Origin of the sequence: Enterobacter sp. ENT02 (assembly GCF_019219165.1) — a bacterium.
Taxonomy (GTDB): Bacteria; Pseudomonadota; Gammaproteobacteria; order Enterobacterales; family Enterobacteriaceae; genus Enterobacter; species Enterobacter mori.
The window spans coordinates 202,655-221,431 of sequence record NZ_JAHUWD010000004.1 but is presented as its reverse complement, the minus strand read 5'-3'; the positions used below and the strand labels follow the sequence as shown (position 1 = coordinate 221,431).

At 56.0% G+C, this 18,777-nt stretch carries 18 protein-coding genes; 11 read left to right on the top strand and 7 right to left on the bottom strand.

Translation table 11 applies throughout. The annotated features are described in order from the left end of the window. Positions 1–29 precede the first annotated feature (29 nt). Entirely contained in the window at positions 30–2,459 is a 2,430-nt protein-coding gene (gene hrpB / locus KW829_RS15600) for an ATP-dependent helicase HrpB (protein WP_218308571.1), read from the bottom strand. Between the two features lie 73 nt (positions 2,460–2,532). Here hrpB and thpR point away from each other — a divergent pair, with 73 nt between their 5' ends. The 9 genes from thpR (at position 2,533) to panD (ending at position 9,467) form a co-directional block, all read left to right on the top strand. Continuing rightward, entirely contained in the window at positions 2,533–3,087 is a 555-nt protein-coding gene (thpR, locus tag KW829_RS15595) for an RNA 2',3'-cyclic phosphodiesterase (protein WP_218308570.1), read from the top strand. Beyond that, positions 3,077–3,781 (top strand): DNA/RNA nuclease SfsA, encoded by a 705-nt coding sequence (gene sfsA, locus KW829_RS15590; RefSeq protein ID WP_100165452.1) that lies wholly within the window; start codon positions 3,077–3,079, stop codon positions 3,779–3,781. The genes thpR and sfsA overlap by 11 nt, the downstream gene beginning before the upstream one ends. Positions 3,782–3,957: 176 nt before the next feature. Continuing rightward, a complete protein-coding gene (gene dksA, locus KW829_RS15585) occupies positions 3,958–4,413 on the top strand; it encodes an RNA polymerase-binding protein DksA (RefSeq protein WP_001155232.1) in 456 nt (151 codons plus the stop codon). A gap of 57 nt (positions 4,414–4,470) precedes the next feature. Next, on the top strand, positions 4,471–5,361 hold the full coding sequence (gene gluQRS / locus KW829_RS15580) for a tRNA glutamyl-Q(34) synthetase GluQRS (protein ID WP_218308569.1): 891 nt from the start codon (positions 4,471–4,473) through the stop codon (positions 5,359–5,361). A gap of 42 nt (positions 5,362–5,403) precedes the next feature. Further along, positions 5,404–6,801 carry a polynucleotide adenylyltransferase PcnB gene (gene pcnB / locus KW829_RS15575; protein WP_071985394.1) on the top strand — a complete coding sequence of 466 codons (1,398 nt, stop codon included), beginning with the start codon at positions 5,404–5,406 and terminating at the stop codon, positions 6,799–6,801. Next, a complete protein-coding gene (folK, locus tag KW829_RS15570; protein ID WP_089599154.1) occupies positions 6,798–7,277 on the top strand; it encodes a 2-amino-4-hydroxy-6-hydroxymethyldihydropteridine diphosphokinase in 480 nt (159 codons plus the stop codon). The genes pcnB and folK overlap by 4 nt, the downstream gene beginning before the upstream one ends. 123 nt (positions 7,278–7,400) lie before the next feature. Continuing rightward, positions 7,401–8,192: a 3-methyl-2-oxobutanoate hydroxymethyltransferase gene (gene panB / locus KW829_RS15565; RefSeq protein WP_010426885.1), complete on the top strand. Its 792-nt coding sequence runs from the start codon at positions 7,401–7,403 to the stop codon at positions 8,190–8,192. Between the two features lie 11 nt (positions 8,193–8,203). Next, positions 8,204–9,055, top strand: coding sequence for a pantoate--beta-alanine ligase (panC, locus tag KW829_RS15560; RefSeq protein ID WP_010426886.1), 852 nt, complete (start codon positions 8,204–8,206; stop codon positions 9,053–9,055). A gap of 31 nt (positions 9,056–9,086) precedes the next feature. Beyond that, a complete protein-coding gene (gene panD, locus KW829_RS15555) occupies positions 9,087–9,467 on the top strand; it encodes an aspartate 1-decarboxylase (RefSeq protein WP_003856284.1) in 381 nt (126 codons plus the stop codon). Position 9,468: 1 nt separating this feature from the next. On the opposite strand, the gene KW829_RS15550 is transcribed toward panD, so the two are convergent. The 4 genes from KW829_RS15550 to KW829_RS15535 all read right to left on the bottom strand — a co-directional run bounded on the left by KW829_RS15550 (position 9,469) and on the right by KW829_RS15535 (position 13,019). Further along, on the bottom strand, positions 9,469–10,716 hold the full coding sequence (locus tag KW829_RS15550) for a polysaccharide deacetylase family protein (RefSeq protein ID WP_120159234.1): 1,248 nt from the start codon (positions 10,714–10,716) through the stop codon (positions 9,469–9,471). A gap of 63 nt (positions 10,717–10,779) precedes the next feature. Next, entirely contained in the window at positions 10,780–11,220 is a 441-nt protein-coding gene (locus tag KW829_RS15545) for a PTS sugar transporter subunit IIA (RefSeq protein ID WP_218308568.1), read from the bottom strand. 105 nt (positions 11,221–11,325) lie between these two features. Further along, positions 11,326–12,096, bottom strand: a complete 771-nt coding sequence (locus KW829_RS15540; protein WP_023334536.1) for an ABC transporter permease — start codon at positions 12,094–12,096, stop codon at positions 11,326–11,328. Continuing rightward, positions 12,093–13,019, bottom strand: coding sequence for an ABC transporter ATP-binding protein (locus tag KW829_RS15535; protein WP_042717872.1), 927 nt, complete (start codon positions 13,017–13,019; stop codon positions 12,093–12,095). Before KW829_RS15535 ends, KW829_RS15540 begins: the two co-directional genes overlap by 4 nt. A 107-nt stretch (positions 13,020–13,126) precedes the next feature. Between KW829_RS15535 and can the strand changes: the two genes are divergently transcribed. Continuing rightward, positions 13,127–13,789 (top strand): carbonate dehydratase, encoded by a 663-nt coding sequence (gene can, locus KW829_RS15530; protein ID WP_010426907.1) that lies wholly within the window; start codon positions 13,127–13,129, stop codon positions 13,787–13,789. Between the two features lie 60 nt (positions 13,790–13,849). Here can and hpt read toward each other — a convergent pair whose 3' ends face one another. After that, on the bottom strand, positions 13,850–14,386 hold the full coding sequence (hpt, locus tag KW829_RS15525) for a hypoxanthine phosphoribosyltransferase (protein WP_010426909.1): 537 nt from the start codon (positions 14,384–14,386) through the stop codon (positions 13,850–13,852). Positions 14,387–14,594: 208 nt separating this feature from the next. Here hpt and KW829_RS15520 point away from each other — a divergent pair, with 208 nt between their 5' ends. After that, positions 14,595–16,985, top strand: coding sequence for a glucose/quinate/shikimate family membrane-bound PQQ-dependent dehydrogenase (locus KW829_RS15520; protein ID WP_218308567.1), 2,391 nt, complete (start codon positions 14,595–14,597; stop codon positions 16,983–16,985). A 90-nt stretch (positions 16,986–17,075) separates the two neighbouring features. On the opposite strand, the gene cueO is transcribed toward KW829_RS15520, so the two are convergent. Then, positions 17,076–18,644: a multicopper oxidase CueO gene (gene cueO / locus KW829_RS15515; RefSeq protein WP_214605906.1), complete on the bottom strand. Its 1,569-nt coding sequence runs from the start codon at positions 18,642–18,644 to the stop codon at positions 17,076–17,078. Positions 18,645–18,777: the final 133 nt, after the last annotated feature.

The window sequence follows — 18,777 nt, the reverse complement described above, 5'->3', positions numbered from 1 at the left end:
CCAGGCCGCACTCCCCTCTTTAACCTTACTCACGAATACTTCTTCGTCCGCCTCGTCGGCGCCGTATTTGCCGGGTCGTCCGGCCAGACGTGTTTGGGATACCGCCCCTTCATCTCTTTTTGCACTTCACGGTAGCTCCCCGCCCAAAACGCCCCCAGGTCGCGAGTGATCTGCAGCGGGCGATGCGCCGGGGACAGCAGTTCGAGCACCAGAGAAACGCGCCCTTCCGCGATGGACGGCGTGGTGGCCTCCCCAAACATCTCCTGCATCCTTACCGCCAGCGCCGGAGGATTATCCTCGTGATAGCGAATGGCAATCCGGCTTCCGGTCGGCACAGTGTAATGCCCAGGCAGTTCACTATCCAGACGTTGACGTAATGACCAGTCCAGTAAATTCTGTAACGCGGCCTTAACATCGAGCGCTTTCAGCGCTCTGAGCGAATGTACGCCGCTCATTTGCGGCAGCAGCCAATCTTCCAGGGAAGCCAGCAGCGTCTCATCATCAACCGTCGGCCAGCCATACTCCGGCAGCCAGCGTGCGGCACAGTGCAGCCGAATACGGTACTGCTCGGCCTCTGGCGTCCAGTTCAATACGCTCAGCCCTTTTTCGCGAATGCCGTTCAGCATGGCCTGATGGAGTTCTTCTTCCGACGGCTTCGCCAGCGGCTTTGTACCTAACGTCAGCTTACCGATCTGGCTACGACGAAACGCCTTAAGCGTGCCCTGGTTATCATCCCACTCAACGATATCGGATTGCTGGAGCAATTGCGGGCAGCTGCGCGTCAGGGCGTCAATATCAACGGCAATTGCCTGTAAAATACGCGCGTCCGGGGAATGGCTGCCCTGCAGTAATAGCGGTGCAATCAGCCATTCATGGCGCGTCAGGGCGTCATCGCTGTCCAGCATCGCCCCCATGCCGTTCGCCAACTGATAACGTCCGTCCAGCCCGCGACGGCGGGCGATCCGGTCCGGGAAGGCCTGTGCCAGCAGGAGGCCAATACTCGCGCTGTCAGGCGAACCGCCGCGGCTGTTCAGGCGTTTGCACAGCTGCTGCGCCCGCTGCTGCCAGTTCCCCTGATTGCGCGAAAACGCCTGCCCCAGATCGCTGCTGCCACCGCGAGGCGGCTCCTCAAGAATAGCCGCCAGTTTTGCCGCCGTAGCAATTTCGTCGTCGCCCTGCGCTGACACCAGCATCGCGGCCAGACGCGGCTCGTTGCCCAGTGTCGCCATTTTCTGGCCGCGCGCCGTCAGGCGCTCGCCGTCGAGCGCGCCAAGCTGCGTCAGCAGATTGCGCGCAGCGGTGAGGTTCACGACAGGCGGAGGATTAAGCCAGGTGAGCTGTTCAGGGTTCGGGCAGCCCCACAGCAGCAGATCCAGGACCAGGCCAGATAAATCACTTTGTAAAATTTCCGGCGTGCTTTGCTGCGCCGCGCGTTCCGCCTGCTCTGTGCCCGTCAAATGCAGGCAGATGCCCGGCTCAAGACGCCCCGCACGGCCCGCACGCTGCACCATCGATGCCTGGCTGATGCGCTGCGTAAGCAGTTTGGTTAGCCCGGTGCGCGGGTCAAAACTTGCTACCCTCTCCTGCGCGCTATCCACCACCAGACGAATGCCTTCAATGGTCAAACTGGTTTCAGCAATGTTGGTTGCCAGCACCACCTTGCGCTGCCCCGCCGGGGCCGGAAGAATGGCTTTACGCTGATCCTGTAGCGACAACGCGCCGTAGAGCGGGCAAAGCAGCACATCGCCGCCAACGCGGGAGGAAAGCTGCTCCTGCACGCGCTGGATTTCACCGACGCCCGGCAAAAACAGCAGCAGCGAACCGGGTTCCTGGCGCAGCAGCTCTGCCGTCGCAACAGCGACGGCCTCATCAAAGCGCTGATGGGCGGGAAGCGCCTGATAGCGACGTTCAACCGGAAATGCGCGTCCTTCTGAGCTGATGACAGGGGCGTCGGGCAATGCCTGCTGCAGCCGCTCGTTATCCAGCGTTGCGGACATAATCAGCAGCCGAAGATCGTCGCGCAGCCCCTCCTGCACGTCCAGCAGCAGCGCCAGCGCTAAATCCGCCTGCAGGCTGCGCTCGTGGAATTCATCCAGGATCACCAGCCCGATCCCCGTCAGCTCAGGATCGTTTTGCAGCATACGGGTGAGGATACCCTCGGTCACCACTTCAAGGCGCGTTGCGGGACCGACGCAGGTTTCTGCACGCATCCGGTAACCTACCGTCTCGCCCGGTTTTTCATTAAGCAGTTCGGCCAGACGCTGCGCCACGTTACGCGCCGCCAGCCTGCGCGGCTCCAGCAGGATTATTTTCCCGCGAATATTCCCCTCTTTGAGGATTTGCAGCGGCAGCCAGGTGGATTTACCCGCCCCCGTTGGGGCATTCAGCAAAACCTGCGGGGCATCGTTTAGGGCAGCGAGAAGCTCAGGAAGGACGGCGGCGACCGGCAATGAGGACACTAACAGCTCCAGAGGGTTAACATTAGTCGGCGTACATTGTAGCATCGGCGCATATCATTACCGAGTCCTCCGTATGTCTGAGTCGAAACGACTGTTTTTCGCCATTGAACTTCCCGCCACGCTTCAGCGGCAAATCGTCCGCTGGCGCGCGGAACATTTCCCTTCGGAGGCGGGTCGTCCTGTTGCGGCGGCGAATATGCACCTGACGCTGGCCTTTCTGGGTGAGGTAAGCGCGGATAAACAGCGCGCGTTAACGGCGATTGCCGGACGCATTTCCCAGCCGGGGTTTACGCTGCACCTCGACGATGCCGGTCAGTGGCTACGCTCACGCGTGGTCTGGCTGGGCACGCGCCAGCCGCCGCGCGGGTTGTTACAGCTGGCAAATATGCTGCGCGCCCAGGCGGCACGCAGCGGCTGTTACCAAAGCCCGCAGCCGTTTCATCCACATATCACGTTGCTGCGCGATGCCGGTCAGGCCGTTGCCATTCCGCCACCGGGCTTTCACTGGGCCTTTCCGGTGACCGAATTTGCGCTTTATGAATCTGTCTTTGCACAAGGACGCACCCGCTACATGCCGCTACAGCGCTGGTCGTTGGGTGACGCACTAAGGAAATCCGATGAAGTTTAGTCCTGCTCTACAGCACGCCACGCTGATCCAGCGCTACAAACGCTTTCTCGCCGACGTGATCACACCCGAAGGTGAACAGCTCACCCTGCACTGCCCCAACACCGGTGCGATGACCGGTTGTGCGACGCCGGGTGACAGGGTCTGGTATTCCACATCAGAAAATACTAAACGCAAGTATCCCCATACCTGGGAAATGACCGAGACGCAAAACGGGGCGTTTATATGTGTCAATACATTGCGTGCAAACCAATTAGTGAAGGAAGCGCTGACAAATAATGCCCTCCCTGAACTGACAGGCTATAGCCTGCAAAAAAGCGAAGTGAAGTATGGCGATGAAGGCAGCAGAATTGACTTTATGCTCCAGGCGGAAGAGCGGCCTGAGTGCTATATTGAAGTAAAATCAGTGACGTTAGCGGAACAGGAAAATGGCTACTTTCCAGATGCGGTAACGCTACGTGGCCAGAAACATCTGCGAGAGCTAATGAGTGTAGCGGCGGCGGGCAAACGCGCCGTGTTGCTGTTTGCGGTTTTGCATTCAGCCATTGAACGATTCTCCCCCGCCCGCCATATCGATCCTAAATACGCGCAATTGTTGAATGAGGCACAAAAGCAGGGGGTGGAGGTTTTCGCTTATAAAGCGGAACTTTCTGCCGATAATATGACTCTGAGATCCTCTCTTCCCATTGTCTTATAAGGGAATAGACGATTGACTATTATGTGTTCTGGCCGCGTGCGCAAATACGCTTTTCCTCACAGGCTTGTCAAGTGTTACGTTTAGATAATTGCCATACGGAAAAGCATCTGCTATTTATAGCGACCTGATTTTTCCCCCAACACGGGGATCGATAGTGCGTGTTAAGGAGAAGCAACATGCAAGAAGGGCAAAACCGTAAAACATCGTCCCTGAGTATTCTCGCCATCGCTGGGGTGGAGCCGTATCAAGAGAAACCGGGCGAAGAGTATATGAACGAAGCCCAGCTGTCGCACTTCAAGCGTATTCTTGAAGCATGGCGTAATCAACTCAGGGATGAAGTCGATCGCACCGTTACACATATGCAGGATGAAGCTGCAAACTTCCCGGATCCGGTAGACCGTGCCGCTCAGGAAGAAGAGTTCAGCCTCGAACTGCGTAACCGTGACCGCGAACGCAAACTGATCAAAAAGATCGAGAAAACGCTGAAAAAAGTCGAAGACGAAGATTTTGGCTACTGCGAATCCTGCGGTGTTGAAATCGGCATTCGTCGCCTGGAAGCGCGTCCAACCGCCGATCTGTGTATCGACTGTAAAACGCTGGCCGAAATCCGCGAAAAACAGATGGCTGGCTAATGCCAACCCTCTAACTACTGCAAAGGCGGGAGTCTCTCCCGCCTTGTTACTGTTGATATGTCTGAATCACACTATATTGGGCGCTTCGCGCCATCTCCTTCCGGCGAATTACACTTCGGCTCATTAATTGCCGCGCTCGGCAGCTACCTGCAAGCTCGTGCCCGCCAGGGCAAATGGCTCGTCCGCATTGAAGATATTGATCCTCCGCGTGAAGTTCCCGGTGCAGCAGAAACGATTCTGCGTCAGCTGGAACATTACGGTCTTCACTGGGACGACGATGTACTGTGGCAGTCACAACGTCATGATGCCTATCGGGAACGTCTGGCGTGGCTCTATGAACAAGGGCTGTCCTATTACTGCACCTGCACCCGCGCGCGTATTCAAAGCGTGGGTGGCGTCTATGACGGCCACTGCCGCACGTTGAACAACGGTCCTGAAAATGCCGCCGTGCGTATACGGCAGCGTTCCCCGGTGACGCACTTTACCGATTTACTCTCCGGCGAAATCTACGCCAACAAACGTCTTGCCAGTGAAGATTTCATCATCCACCGCCGCGACGGCCTGTTCGCCTATAACCTGGCGGTGGTGGTGGACGATCATTTCCAGGGCGTAACGGAAATTGTGCGCGGGGCGGATCTGGTTGAACCGACGGTGCGGCAAATATCGCTTTATCATCAGTTTGGCTGGACAGCGCCGGATTACATCCACCTGCCGCTGGCGGTCAATGCGCGGGGCATTAAGCTCTCCAAGCAGAACCACGCGCCCGCCCTGCCAGGCGGCGATCCGCGCCCTGTTTTGATCGACGCGCTGCGGTTTCTCAACCAAAATGTAACCAACGAATGGCAGGATTTGCGTATAGACGAACTGCTGGATCTGGCCGTCGCCCACTGGACGCTCGAGGCCGTGCCAAAAATCCAGCATTCTCAAATGCGTTGCGCTGAGCTATGATTAGCCGCTTTTTTCATAACAAAACACACTACGAGGTGTACTATTTTTACCCGAGTCGCTAATTTTTGCCGTAAAGTGCTAAGCCGCGAAGAGAGCATGGCTAACGACGCTATTGCGCAAAACCGCATGTCGGTTATTCCGCGTGAGCAGCACACTATTTCCCGCAAAGATATCAGTGAAAATGCCCTCAAGGTGCTCTATCGTCTGAATAAAGCAGGCTACGAGGCCTATCTCGTTGGCGGTGGGGTGCGTGATTTACTGCTGGGCAAAAAACCAAAAGATTTCGACGTGACGACCAGCGCCACGCCAGAACAGGTACGCAAATTATTCCGTAACTGCCGTCTTGTTGGCCGCCGTTTCCGCCTTGCGCACGTCATGTTTGGTCCGGAAATCATCGAAGTGGCGACGTTCCGTGGCCATCACGAAGCGGGCGTATCCGATCGTACGACCTCCCAGCAGGGCCAGAACGGCATGCTGCTGCGTGATAACATCTTCGGATCCATTGAAGAAGATGCCCAGCGCCGCGATTTCACCATCAACAGCCTTTACTACAGTGTGGCGGATTTCACCGTACGGGATTACGTTGGCGGTATGCAGGACCTGAAAGAAGGCCTGATTCGCCTGATCGGCACGCCGGAAACCCGTTACCGTGAAGACCCAGTGCGTATGCTGCGCGCCGTGCGTTTTGCGGCCAAATTAAACATGCGCATCAGCCCTGAGACTGGTGAGCCGATCCCGCGTCTGGCAACGCTGATTAACGACGTGCCGCCAGCGCGTCTGTTTGAAGAGGCGCTGAAGCTGTTGCAGGCGGGTTACGGGTTTGAAACCTACAATCTGCTGCGCGAATACAGCCTGTTCCAGCCCCTGTTCCCAACCATCACGCGCTGCTTTACCGAGAACGGTGACAGCCCGATGGAACGCATCATTGCGCAGGTGCTGAAGAATACCGACACGCGCATCCAGAATGACATGCGTGTGAACCCGGCATTCCTCTTTGCTGCGATGTTCTGGTATCCCCTGCTGGAAGCAGCACAGAGAATTGCGCAGGAAAGCGGTCTGGCCTATTACGATGCCTTTGCGCTGGCGGCAAACGACGTGCTGGATGAAGCCTGTCGTACGCTCGCGATCCCAAAACGTATCACCACGCTGGTGCGCGACATCTGGCAACTTCAGCTGCGCATGTCCCGTCGCCAGGGCAAACGCGCCTGGAAGCTGATGGAGCATCCTAAATTCCGCGCCGCGTTCGACCTGCTGGCACTGCGTGCTGAAATTGAAAAGAACCAGGAGCTGCAGCGTCTGGCGCAGTGGTGGGGCGAATTCCAGGTCTCTGCACCACCCGAGCAAAAAGGGATGCTGACCAATCTGGATGAAGAGCCAGAACCGCGTCGACGCCACCGTCGCCCGCGCAAACGCGCACCGCGTCGCGAAGGCTCAGCGTGACCCTCGCCTACATCGCCATCGGCAGCAATCTTGCCTCTCCGCTGGAGCAGGTTAACGCTGCCGTTCAGGCGCTCGGGGAGATCCCGCAAAGCCGGATTGTTGCGGTCTCCTCTTTTTATCGCACGCCGCCGTTGGGCCCGCAGGATCAGCCTGATTACCTGAACGCCGCCGTCGTGCTCGACACGGCTCTGGATGCCGAAACGCTGCTGGATAATACCCAGCGTATTGAGCTACAACAGGGTCGCGTACGCAAAGCCGAACGCTGGGGGCCGCGCACACTCGACCTCGACCTGATGCTGTTTGGCAACGAGATAATCAATACCGAACGCCTCACTGTTCCGCATTACGACATGAAAAACCGCGGTTTTATGCTCTGGCCGCTGTTTGAAGTTGCCCCCGATCTCACCTTCCCGGACGGCATTCCGCTCAGGGACATTCTGGACAAACTCCACGCGGAAAAACCCGCTCGCTGGTAAGCCAGTTACCCCGATCATTAGCCATAAAATAATTGTGGCTAATCGACTATCTAAAATCATTGTTCCCTCGAATGTTACTGTTAGAATGCGCAAAGATTCGCTTTTGGGCTATCAGGAAACAGTATGAAACCAACCACCATCTCCTTACTGCAGAAATGCAAACAGGAAAAAAAACGCTTCGCCACCATCACCGCGTATGACTACAGCTTCGCCAAACTCTTTGCCGAAGAGGGTATCAACGTCATGCTGGTCGGAGATTCGTTAGGGATGACGGTACAAGGACATGATTCCACCCTCCCGGTCACTGTTGAGGATATCGCTTACCATACCCGCGCCGTGCGCCGCGGCGCGCCTGCCTGCCTGCTGCTTTCCGATCTGCCGTTTATGGCCTACGCCACCCCAGAACAAGCCTTTGAAAATGCGGCAGTCGTGATGCGTGCCGGCGCCAACATGGTCAAAATCGAGGGCGGTGCCTGGCTTGTTGAAACGGTAAAAATGCTCACTGAGCGCGCCGTGCCGGTGTGCGGCCATTTGGGCCTGACGCCACAGTCGGTGAACATCTTCGGTGGCTACAAGGTGCAGGGCCGCGGCGATGCTGCCCAAACGCTGTTTGATGACGCCGTCGCGCTGGAAGCCGCAGGCGCACAGCTGCTGGTGCTGGAGTGTGTGCCGGTTGAACTGGCAAAACGCATCACCGACGCGCTGTCGATTCCAGTTATCGGGATTGGTGCAGGAAACGTGACCGATGGTCAAATTCTGGTGATGCACGACGCCTTCGGCATTACCGGCGGGCATATCCCGAAATTTGCCAAAAATTTCCTCACTGAAGCGGGCGACATGCGCGCCGCGGTCAGGCAGTATATTGCCGACGTTGAATCCGGTGTTTACCCGGGTGAAGAACACAGTTTCCATTAAGGAGTCTCGTTGTGCTTATCATTGAAACCCTGCCGCTGCTTCGCCAGCATATCCGTCGCGCGCGTCAGGAAGGTAAACGTATTGCACTCGTCCCGACCATGGGCAACCTGCATGATGGCCATATGAAGCTGGTCGACGAAGCGAAAGCCCGTGCGGATATCGTGGTGGTCAGTATCTTCGTTAACCCCATGCAGTTTGACCGCGCCGATGACCTGGCACGCTATCCGCGCACCCTGCAGGAAGATTGCGAGAAGCTGAAAAAACGCCATGCGGACATCGTCTTCTCTCCGGCACCGGCGGACGTGTACCCTCAGGGTACAGAAGAGGCAACCTACGTTGACGTACCGGGCATCTCCACCATGCTCGAAGGCGCCAGCCGCCCGGGACACTTCCGTGGCGTATCCACCATCGTCAGCAAGCTCTTCAACCTGGTACAGCCGGACGTCGCGTGCTTTGGTGAGAAAGATTTCCAGCAGTTGGCATTGATTCGCAAGATGGTTGCCGATATGGGCTACGACATCGATATTGTCGGCGTACCGATTGTACGCGCCAAAGACGGTCTGGCGCTCAGCTCCCGTAATGGCTATCTGACCGCGGACCAGCGAAAAATCGCCCCGGGCTTAAGCAAGGTCATGAATACGATGGCGGAACAGGTTCTGGCCAAAGAGCTGACCGCCGAAGAGATCGTCGCCCTCGCCGAACAGGCGCTGAACGACAAAGGTTTCCGCGCTGATGATATTCAAATCCGCGATGCCGACACGCTTCTGGAGCTTACAGAGACCAGCAAACGTGCGGTTATTCTGGTGGCGGCATGGCTTGGTCAGGCCCGCCTAATCGACAACAAAGTGGTTGAGCTGGCGTAGTTTTCTACCCGGCAGATGAAAGGTAAACGTAATGATTCGCAAAATGCTGCAAGGTAAGCTTCACCGTGTGAAAGTCACTCAGGCCGACCTGCACTATGAAGGCTCCTGCGCGATCGATCAGGATTTTCTCGACGCGGCGGGTATTCTTGAAAACGAAGCCATTGATATCTGGAACGTGAACAACGGCAAACGCTTCTCCACCTACGCGATTGCCGCCGAGCGCGGGTCTAAAATCATCTCCGTGAACGGCGCAGCAGCACACTGCGCGGACGTGGGTGACATTGTGATCATCGCTAGCTTTGTCATGATGTCTGACGAAGAAGCGCGTCGCTGGCAGCCAAAAGTGGCCTATTTCGAAGGCGACAACGAGATGAAACGCACTGCGAAGGCCATTCCAGTCCAGGTAGCCTGATTTACCCCTGCGGCTGATTGCTGATCAGCCGCGACATCGTTTCCAGCGAATCCGTTCTCAGTATATACAGGCGTTTTAGCAAGAATGGATTATCCCCCGGCTTTACCTTCCCTTTCATCGTCGTCACTGCCAGATGAAAACCGGCGTCATTCGCCGCCTTTATCGCTTTATTGTCATAGCCGCCAAACGGATACGAAAGATAGAGCACGCGCGGGTTAAACTGCGCCAGCGCACGTCGTGAGCGTTCAAAATCAAACAGGGTCACGTGGTAGCTGCGGCTCAGCAAGATCGGGTGTTTATACCCATCAACGCGATGCAGGAAATGGGTGTGGGACTGAATATCAAATACATCCTGAATCCCCTTAATCTCATGAACGCTCATAAATTGCAGCGATTTCGGGTCCCACTTCTGCGCATGGCCTTTAATACGTGACGATATGATAAACGCCGTCGCGTTAAAGCCGTACTCTTTCAGAATGGGATACGCATAGCGGCTGACCGATTTCAGGCCATCATCAAAGGTGATCACCACCGCCTTCGCGGGCAGGTTCATCTTATTGCGCACGTACCCTTCCAGCTGGTACATCGTCAGCGTGGCATAGCCTTGATCGCGTAGCCAGGCCATCTGGTTGTTGAACGCGCGTACGCTGGTCGTCGTGGATGTATGACGAAAACGCGTGTTCTCCTCATCACGCAAAATGTGATGGTAAGTCAGGACCGGAAGGCCGTTATCTTCCTGTGCATCCAGACTACTGACCCATGCCAGACGGTTGCCGATGCGGATCTGGAACCAGGTCTGGTTAAGGCGGTCTTTCAACTTACTGAGGATGGGATACCGGAGGTTGGGGCTCATGGTACCGAAGGGCGCGCTCCCGCTATTGGGGGCGTTATACACCGGCGTGTCTTTCCAGGTGATCAGGTTCTGATTGCTGAGCGGCTTGTTCAAATCGCCAAGGCTGTCCTCAACGCGCTGTTTGCCCTGCACCTCTTCAAGATGCCCTTTATCAATAAACCCCGTGCCAAAACCAAAACGAAATTCGTAATAGTCAGCAGAGGTCGGCACCACGGCAAGAATTTGTCCGGCCCTGACGTTTCCCACGTTGATCACATTACTTCCCACCTGTGCCCAGATGGCCGCATCTTCGGTGGTTTGCATATAGCGGGCCGGAAGCCCTTGCTGGCTAATCAGACTGGCAGAAGTACCGCCGGAAACCAGCAGCAACAGCAGGAAAATAACGCGCATTAACATGGGATATAAATCGATACGGGAAATCAGTCGCCATTGTAACAAATGCGACATCAATACCAACGTTTAATGCTTATACAGATCGTGAAGCAGAACGAAAGGCGGGTTTTTCTGCTGCTGATGCCACAAACTACTTACGCCCGGAACCTGCATACCCACGACGGTATTGCGAAACTCAGCGCTGGTTAAGGTTTCACGTTGAAGATACATCGCTTCCAGCAGCGCATAGTTGATGCCGGAAATAACTTCGCAGTTTTCGTGCTTGTGGCTTAACAGCGCGGCGGAACGATAAGGCGCCGCGCCGGATTTATCGGTCAGAAAGATCACGCCATCGCCCGTGTCGGTTTCATGCAGCGCATCGCACATCATGCGGCTGAGCATGTTGGTGCTTAACCCACGCCAGTAATTGACTGCACGGCACTGTGCCAGCGGACCAAATTTAGCTTCAAGCTTATCCAGCATATCCTGCGCGTGTTCATCGTGGCAGGTGATAACCCATCCCAGCATACGTATCTCCTTAGCAGGCGAGTAGTTTAGCGTAGGGAAGGTTTGCTTACGGTGATAACTGTCAAAGAAAAGCGCCCGGCAAACAGAATGTCGCCGGGCAGAAGGTTAGCTGCGCAGACCGCGTCCGCGCTGGATCAGATACCAGCACAGCAGGTAGAAGGCGATGATGAACACCACCAGCACCGCCACCGTGGTAAACAGCGGCACATCGGTAATGCCGAGGAAGCCAAAGCGGAAGCCGCTGATCATGTAGACAATCGGGTTCAGGTGCGACAGCGCCTGCCAGAACGGTGGCAGCAGCGTCAGGGAGTAAAACACCCCACCCAGATAGGTCAGCGGCGTCAGCACGAAGGTCGGGATCAGGCTGATGTCGTCGAACGTTTTGGCAAACACCGCGTTCAGCAGGCCCGCCAGCGAGAACAGGATCGCGGTCAGCAGAAGCGTCAGCGCGACAAACAGCCACGAGTGCACCTGGAACGGCACGAAGAACAGCGAAATCGCCGTCACCAGGATCCCCACGCACAAACCGCGCGCCACGCCGCCGCCCACGTAACCAGCAATAATGACGTGTGTTGGCACTGGTGCCACCAGCAGCTCTTCAATGTTGCGCTGGAACTTAGCGCTAAAGAATGAGGATGCCACGTTGGCATAGGCGTTGGTGATCACCGCCATCATGATCAGCCCCGGCACGATAAACTGCATATAGGTAAAGCCGTGCATCTCACCAATCCGGGAACCGATCAGGTTACCAAAGATGATGAAGTAGAGCGTCATGGTGATGACTGGCGGCACCAGGGTTTGCACCCAGATGCGCATAAAGCGGTTGATCTCTTTCGCCCAGATACTTTTCAGCGCGACCCAGTAAAGATGCGTCATGCCTTGTCTCCTTGTTTTTCATGCACCAGAGAGACAAACAGCTCTTCCAGTCGGTTCGCTTTGTTACGCATACTCAATACCTGAATGCCCTGCGCGCTCAACTGTGAGAAGACGCTGTTGATGCCCTGCTCGCGCAGCACTTCCACTTCCAGCGTCGAGGTATCCACCAGACGGTAGTTATACCCTTCGAGCTTTGGCAGCGCGCTTTTCGCCGCCAGATCGAGAATAAAGGTTTCGGATTTCAGCTTAGAGAGCAGATCCTTCATCGACGTGTTTTCCACCAGCTCACCGTGCTGAATAATGCCGATGTTGCGGCACAGCATCTCAGCTTCTTCGAGATAGTGGGTGGTCAGAATAATGGTGGTGCCTTTATCGTTCAGATCCTTCAGGAAGCCCCACATGGAACGGCGCAGTTCAATATCCACGCCCGCAGTCGGTTCATCAAGGATAAGCAGCTTAGGCTCGTGCATCAGCGCGCGGGCAATCATCAGGCGGCGCTTCATCCCACCGGACAACATGCGCGCACGTTCATTACGCTTTTCCCACAAATCGAGCTGTTTAAGGTATTTTTCGCTACGCTCAATCGCCTCTTTATACTCAACGCCGTAATAACCCGCCTGCTGAACGACAATCTGCTGTACCGTCTCGAACGGGTTGAAGTTGAACTCCTGCGGCACCAGCCCCAGTTGGCGCTTGGCGTTGACCACATCTTTCTGCAGATCGTAGCCAAAGACGCTCACGCGACCTGAGGTTTTGTTCACCAGCGAACTGATAATGCCGATAGTGGTGGATTTCCCCGCCCCGTTCGGTCCAAGAAGCGCATAGAAATCCCCCGCCTCTACTTTGAGATCTATCCCACGCAGCGCCTGAACGCCGCCCGGATAGGTTTTTTTAAGCTGCTCAAGCTCCAGTGCAATTGCCATGAATTAAACTTACCTTCAGTTCTTACACACCTTGTGTGGTTTCATTAAAAGTCGGGTTACCCTATAGTAGCGCAACGCAATTACCAGGTTACAGGCCGTTAACGTCCATGAATAACATAGATACACTCATCAGCAACAATGCACTATGGTCAAAGATGCTGGTTGAAGAAGACCCCGGATTTTTCGGGAAGCTGGCGCAAGCGCAAAACCCACGCTTTCTATGGATTGGATGTTCCGACAGCCGCGTGCCGGCAGAACGCCTGACCGGTCTCGAACCTGGCGAACTTTTTGTTCACCGTAACGTAGCCAACCTTGTTATTCATACCGATCTCAACTGCCTTTCTGTCGTTCAGTATGCCGTTGACGTGCTGGAAGTTGAGCACATCATTATTTGCGGCCACTACGGCTGCGGTGGCGTACAGGCGGCGGTTGAAAATACAGAGCTGGGGTTAATCGATAACTGGCTGCTGCACATCCGCGACATCTGGTTCAAACATAGCTCACTGTTGGGTGAAATGCCGCAGGAGCGTCGACTTGATACCCTTTGCGAGCTGAACGTGATGGAGCAGGTCTATAACCTGGGCCACTCAACGATTATGCAGTCCGCGTGGAAACGTGGGCAGAAGGTTTCCATCCACGGCTGGGCGTACGGCATTCACGACGGCCTGCTGCGCAATCTGGAAGTGACCGCCACCAACCGCGAAACGCTGGAGCAGCGTTACCGTTCGGGCATTGCCAACCTCAAGCTTAAGCATGTGAACCATAAATAACGCGGAGATTTTCTCCCTCTCCCTGTGGGAGAGGGACGGGGTGAGGGCAACAAACCGCAACTACTCGTCCAGAATCACGACTTTTCCGACATACGGCAGATGGCGATAACGCTGCGCGTAGTCAATGCCGTAACCGACGACGAATTCGTCCGGAATCGAGAAGCCAACGAACTCCACCGGCACCTGTACTTCACGACGATCTGGCTTATCCAGCAGCGTACAAATCGCCAGCGATTTAGGCTGACGCAGGCTCAGGATCTCGCGCACTTTAGAGAGCGTGTTACCAGAGTCGATAATGTCTTCAACGATCAACACATCTTTGCCACGAATATCTTCATCCAGATCTTTCAGGATTTTCACATCACGGGTTGTGGACATGCCGCTGCCGTAGCTGGAGGCGGTCATAAAATCGACCTCATGGGACACCTGCACTTCACGGCACAGGTCTGCCATGAACATGAAAGAGCCACGTAAAAGACCGACCAGCACCATTTCGCTGCCGCTGTCCTTGTAATGTTCGGTGATTTGACGACCCAGTTCGGCGATACGCGCTTTGATCTCGGCTTCCGGGATCATCACTTCAACAGTATGTTTCATATTACTAACCATATGATTTTAATGAAAATCTCTCAATGCAGGTGAATGTATTTCCGGCATCGATACGCAAGCCCGCCATTATACCAGTAAATGGATAACCCTGGCGTATGAGTTACAAAAAGCAAATATTGTGATTCCGATCACACTTGTTAATACCTATAATTAGTTGCTAGCAAATTATTAACAAAAACTGACGAGTACACTTTCTATGGCTGAAACACACTCTAAACAGCCGCGTCTACTGGTGACATTAACAGCCGCATTCGCAGCCTTCTGCGCGCTGTATCTGTTAATCGGTGGCGTCTGGCTGGTCGCTTTAGGCGGCTCCTGGTACTACCCGATTGCGGGTCTGGTTATGGTTGCCGTAACCGTCCTGCTGTTGCGTAGAAAACAATCCGCACTGTGGCTGTATGCCGCACTCCTCCTTGCCACCATGATCTGGGGCGTCTGGGAAGTCGGGTTCGACTTCTGGGCACTGACGCCGCGCAGCGACATCCTGGTCTTCTTTGGTATCTGGCTGATCCTGCCGTTCGTCTGGCGTCGCCTGATTGTGCCTTCAAGCGGTGCTGTGGCGGGCCTGGTTGTTGCCCTGCTGATTACCGGCGGCATTCTGACCTGGGCCGGTTTTAATGACCCACAGGAGATCAACGGTACGCTGAACGCGGAATCCACGCCTGCGGCTGCTATCTCGCAGGTCGCTGACGGTGACTGGCCTGCGTACGGTCGTAACCAGGAAGGTCAACGCTACTCTCCGCTGAAGCAGATCAACGCGGACAACGTGAAGAACCTGAAGGAAGCCTGGGTATTCCGTACCGGCGACCTGAAGATGCCGAGCGATCCGGGTGAACTGACCAACGAAGTCACCCCGATCAAAGTGGGCAACATGCTCTACCTGTGTACGGCGCACCAGCGTCTGTTCGCGCTCGACGCGGCCACCGGTAAAGAGAAATGGCACTTCGATCCACAGCTGAACTCTAATCCTTCGTTCCAGCACATCACCTGTCGTGGCGTCTCTTACCACGAAGCGCGTGCCGATAATGCCAGCCCGGAAGTCATTGCCGACTGTCCTCGCCGCATTATGCTGCCGGTAAACGATGGCCGTCTGTTCGCGATTAACGCCGAAACGGGCAAGCTGTGCGAAACCTTCGCCAACAAAGGCATCCTGAACCTGCAGACCAACATGCCGGACACCACCCCGGGTCTGTATGAGCCAACTTCACCGCCAATCATCACCGATAAAACCATCGTGATTGCCGGTTCGGTAACGGATAACTTCTCTACGCGTGAAACCTCCGGCGTCATCCGCGGTTTTGACGTAAACACCGGTAAACTGCTGTGGGCCTTCGACCCGGGCGCGAAAGATCCCAACGCGATCCCGTCGGACGAGCACACCTTTACCTTTAACTCGCCAAACTCCTGGGCCCCGGCGGCGTATGACGCGAAGCTGGACATGGTCTACCTGCCGATGGGCGTAACCACGCCAGATATCTGGGGCGGTAACCGTACGCCGGAGCAGGAACGTTACGCGAGCGCTATCGTGGCGCTGAACGCAACGACCGGTAAACTGGCGTGGAGCTATCAGACCGTTCACCACGATCTGTGGGATATGGATATGCCGTCCCAGCCGACGCTGGCAGACATTACCGTCGATGGTAAAACCGTTCCGGTGATTTACGCTCCGGCCAAGACGGGCAACATCTTCGTTCTGGATCGCAGCAACGGTAAGCTGGTTGTGCCTGCACCGGAAAAACCGGTTCCGCAGGGTGCCGCAAAAGGCGACTACGTCAGCAAAACCCAGCCGTTCTCTGACCTGAGCTTCCGTCCGAAGAAAGACCTCAGCGGTGCAGACATGTGGGGTGCCACCATGTTTGACCAGCTGGTGTGCCGCGTGATGTTCCACCAGCTGCGCTACGAAGGCATCTTCACGCCTCCGTCTGAGCAGGGCACGCTGGTCTTCCCGGGTAACCTGGGGATGTTCGAGTGGGGCGGGATCTCCGTCGACCCGAACCGTCAGGTGGCAATTGCCAACCCAATGGCGCTGCCGTTCGTTTCCCGTCTGATCCCGCGCGGTCCGGGCAACCCAATGGAGCAGCCGAAAGACGCGAAAGGTAGCGGAACCGAAGCCGGTATCCAGCCGCAGTACGGCGTACCGTTTGGCGTAACGCTGAACCCGTTCCTGTCTCCGTTCGGTCTGCCGTGTAAACAGCCTGCCTGGGGTTATATCTCCGGTCTGGATTTGAAAACCAACCAGATCGTATGGAAAAAACGTATTGGTACGCCACAGGACAGCATGCCGTTCCCAATGCCGGTTCCGGTGCCGTTCAATATGGGTATGCCAATGCTGGGTGGCCCAATCTCCACCGCCGGTAACGTGCTGTTCATCGCGGCAACCGCAGATAACTACCTGCGCGCGTACAACATGACCAACGGTGAGAAACTGTGGCAAGGCCGTCTGCCTGCCGGTGGACAGGCCACGCCGATGACCTATGAAGTGAACGGCAAGCAGTACGTTGTCATCTCTGCAGGTGGTCACGGTTCGTTTGGCACGAAGATGGGCGACTATATTGTCGCGTATGCGTTGCCGGATGAAGGCAAATAAAAGCAAAACGGCAACTTCGGTTGCCGTTTTTGTGTCTGTTCCCTCTCCCTGTGGGAGAGGGTCAGGGTGAGGGCATCAGGCCGCACTGTTTTAAACAGTGAACCCGAGCATCATCCCCGTATCCTCATGCTCCAGCAGATGGCAGTGCGCCATATAGGCAAACGCCTTCGGCGCATCGTGGTCAAACTTCACCAGCACCTCGCTGACCCCACCTTCCACTCTCACCGTATCTTTCCAGCCCGCGCGGTGCGCATCCGGCGCTTTGCCGTTTTCTGAGAGAATGCGGAACTGGGTACCGTGGATATGGAACGGATGAAGCATCATGTCCCCTTCGCCCGAAATCACCCAGCGCTCAAACTGACCCTTTGTCGCAGCAAACATCGGCGTGTTCATGTCGAACGCTTTGCCGTTAATCATATTGGCGTTATGGAAATCAAAGCCGTGGTCGCCGTGATTCATGTTCCCCATGCCGCCCATTTTGCCGTGGTCCATATTCATATGGCCCATCATCTGCCCGTGGTGCATCCCCGCCATCGCCTGATCGCCATATTTCGCCATCAGCGCCTGCATGCCCATCATGTCGAGCATCGGGTTCATCGAAAGCTGTAGCTTGCGCTGCGTAAGCCCGTCAAGCGACGGGAGCGCTGGCAGGGTGGTTAACGTATCCGGCAACGTGCCGGAAGCGGTCACCAGTAAAGGCTGAATACGCAGCACCGGATGCGGCTTATCAAATGGCGCAACCGCCATCCCCATCTGGCTGACTGGCAGGGTGACGAGGTCAAACGCCTTGCCGTCGCTGATGTCCACCAGCACCTCGAAGCGCTCGCCCATCAGCATCGGCAACTCGTTCACTTTTACCGGCTCTGGCAGGAGTCCTCCGTCGCTTGCCACCACGTACAGCGGGCGCTTATCGCTGGCGGCGAAGTTCAGCGAACGGGCGTTACAGCCGTTAAGCAGACGTAAACGCAGCCAGCCTTTCGGCGCGGCATGCTGAGGGTAGATCGCGCCGTTGGTCAGCAGCGTGTCGCCAAACCAGCCCACCGCCGCACTCATCACGTCCAGCTGGTAGTCAATTTGCCCGTCAGCATTGAATTTCTTGTCCTGCACAATCACCGGAACGTCGTCGATGCCCCACTGTTTCGGCAGGCGTAGCAGGCGGCTTTCGTCGTCTTCAATCAGCACCAGCCCCGCCAGCCCCATCGCCACCTGATGGCCCGTTTTGCCGTGCTGATGCGGGTGGAACCAGCAGGTCGCCGCACGTTGGTCAGGGGTAAAGGTCACGCTGCGTTTGCCACCAGCCTTGATAACGCCCTGCGGCCCCCCGTCCACTTCGCCCGGCACTTCCAGCCCGTGCCAGTGCAGCGTGGTCTCTTCCGACAGCGTGTTATGGATATCAACGGTGACGGTTTTTCCTTTGCGTAACTGGAGCGCCGGACCGAGGAGATTTCCGTTATAGCCCCAGGTTGTGGCGGTATTCGCACCAAAGGTCGTTTTGCCCGATTGCACCACAAGCTGGATACGACTGCGGGCATCAGCAGTCAGCAATTCAGGAATGGGTAAGGCAGGTCTGTCAGCCGCGAAAACGGCGCGACTCCAGAGTGGTAATGCGCTGGCAGCCCCCAGCGCAGCGGAATATTTTAAAAAATCACGACGTTGCATGTTCATTTCCTTATTTCCAGCCGGCGATCTTTTGAGCATAAACCCTCCCCTTACCGGAAGGTCAAGTAAAGCGGCAATAATAAAGGTCGTCGGCCTGGCATCAAGTATGCTAACGTTAATTTTCCGTGATGCA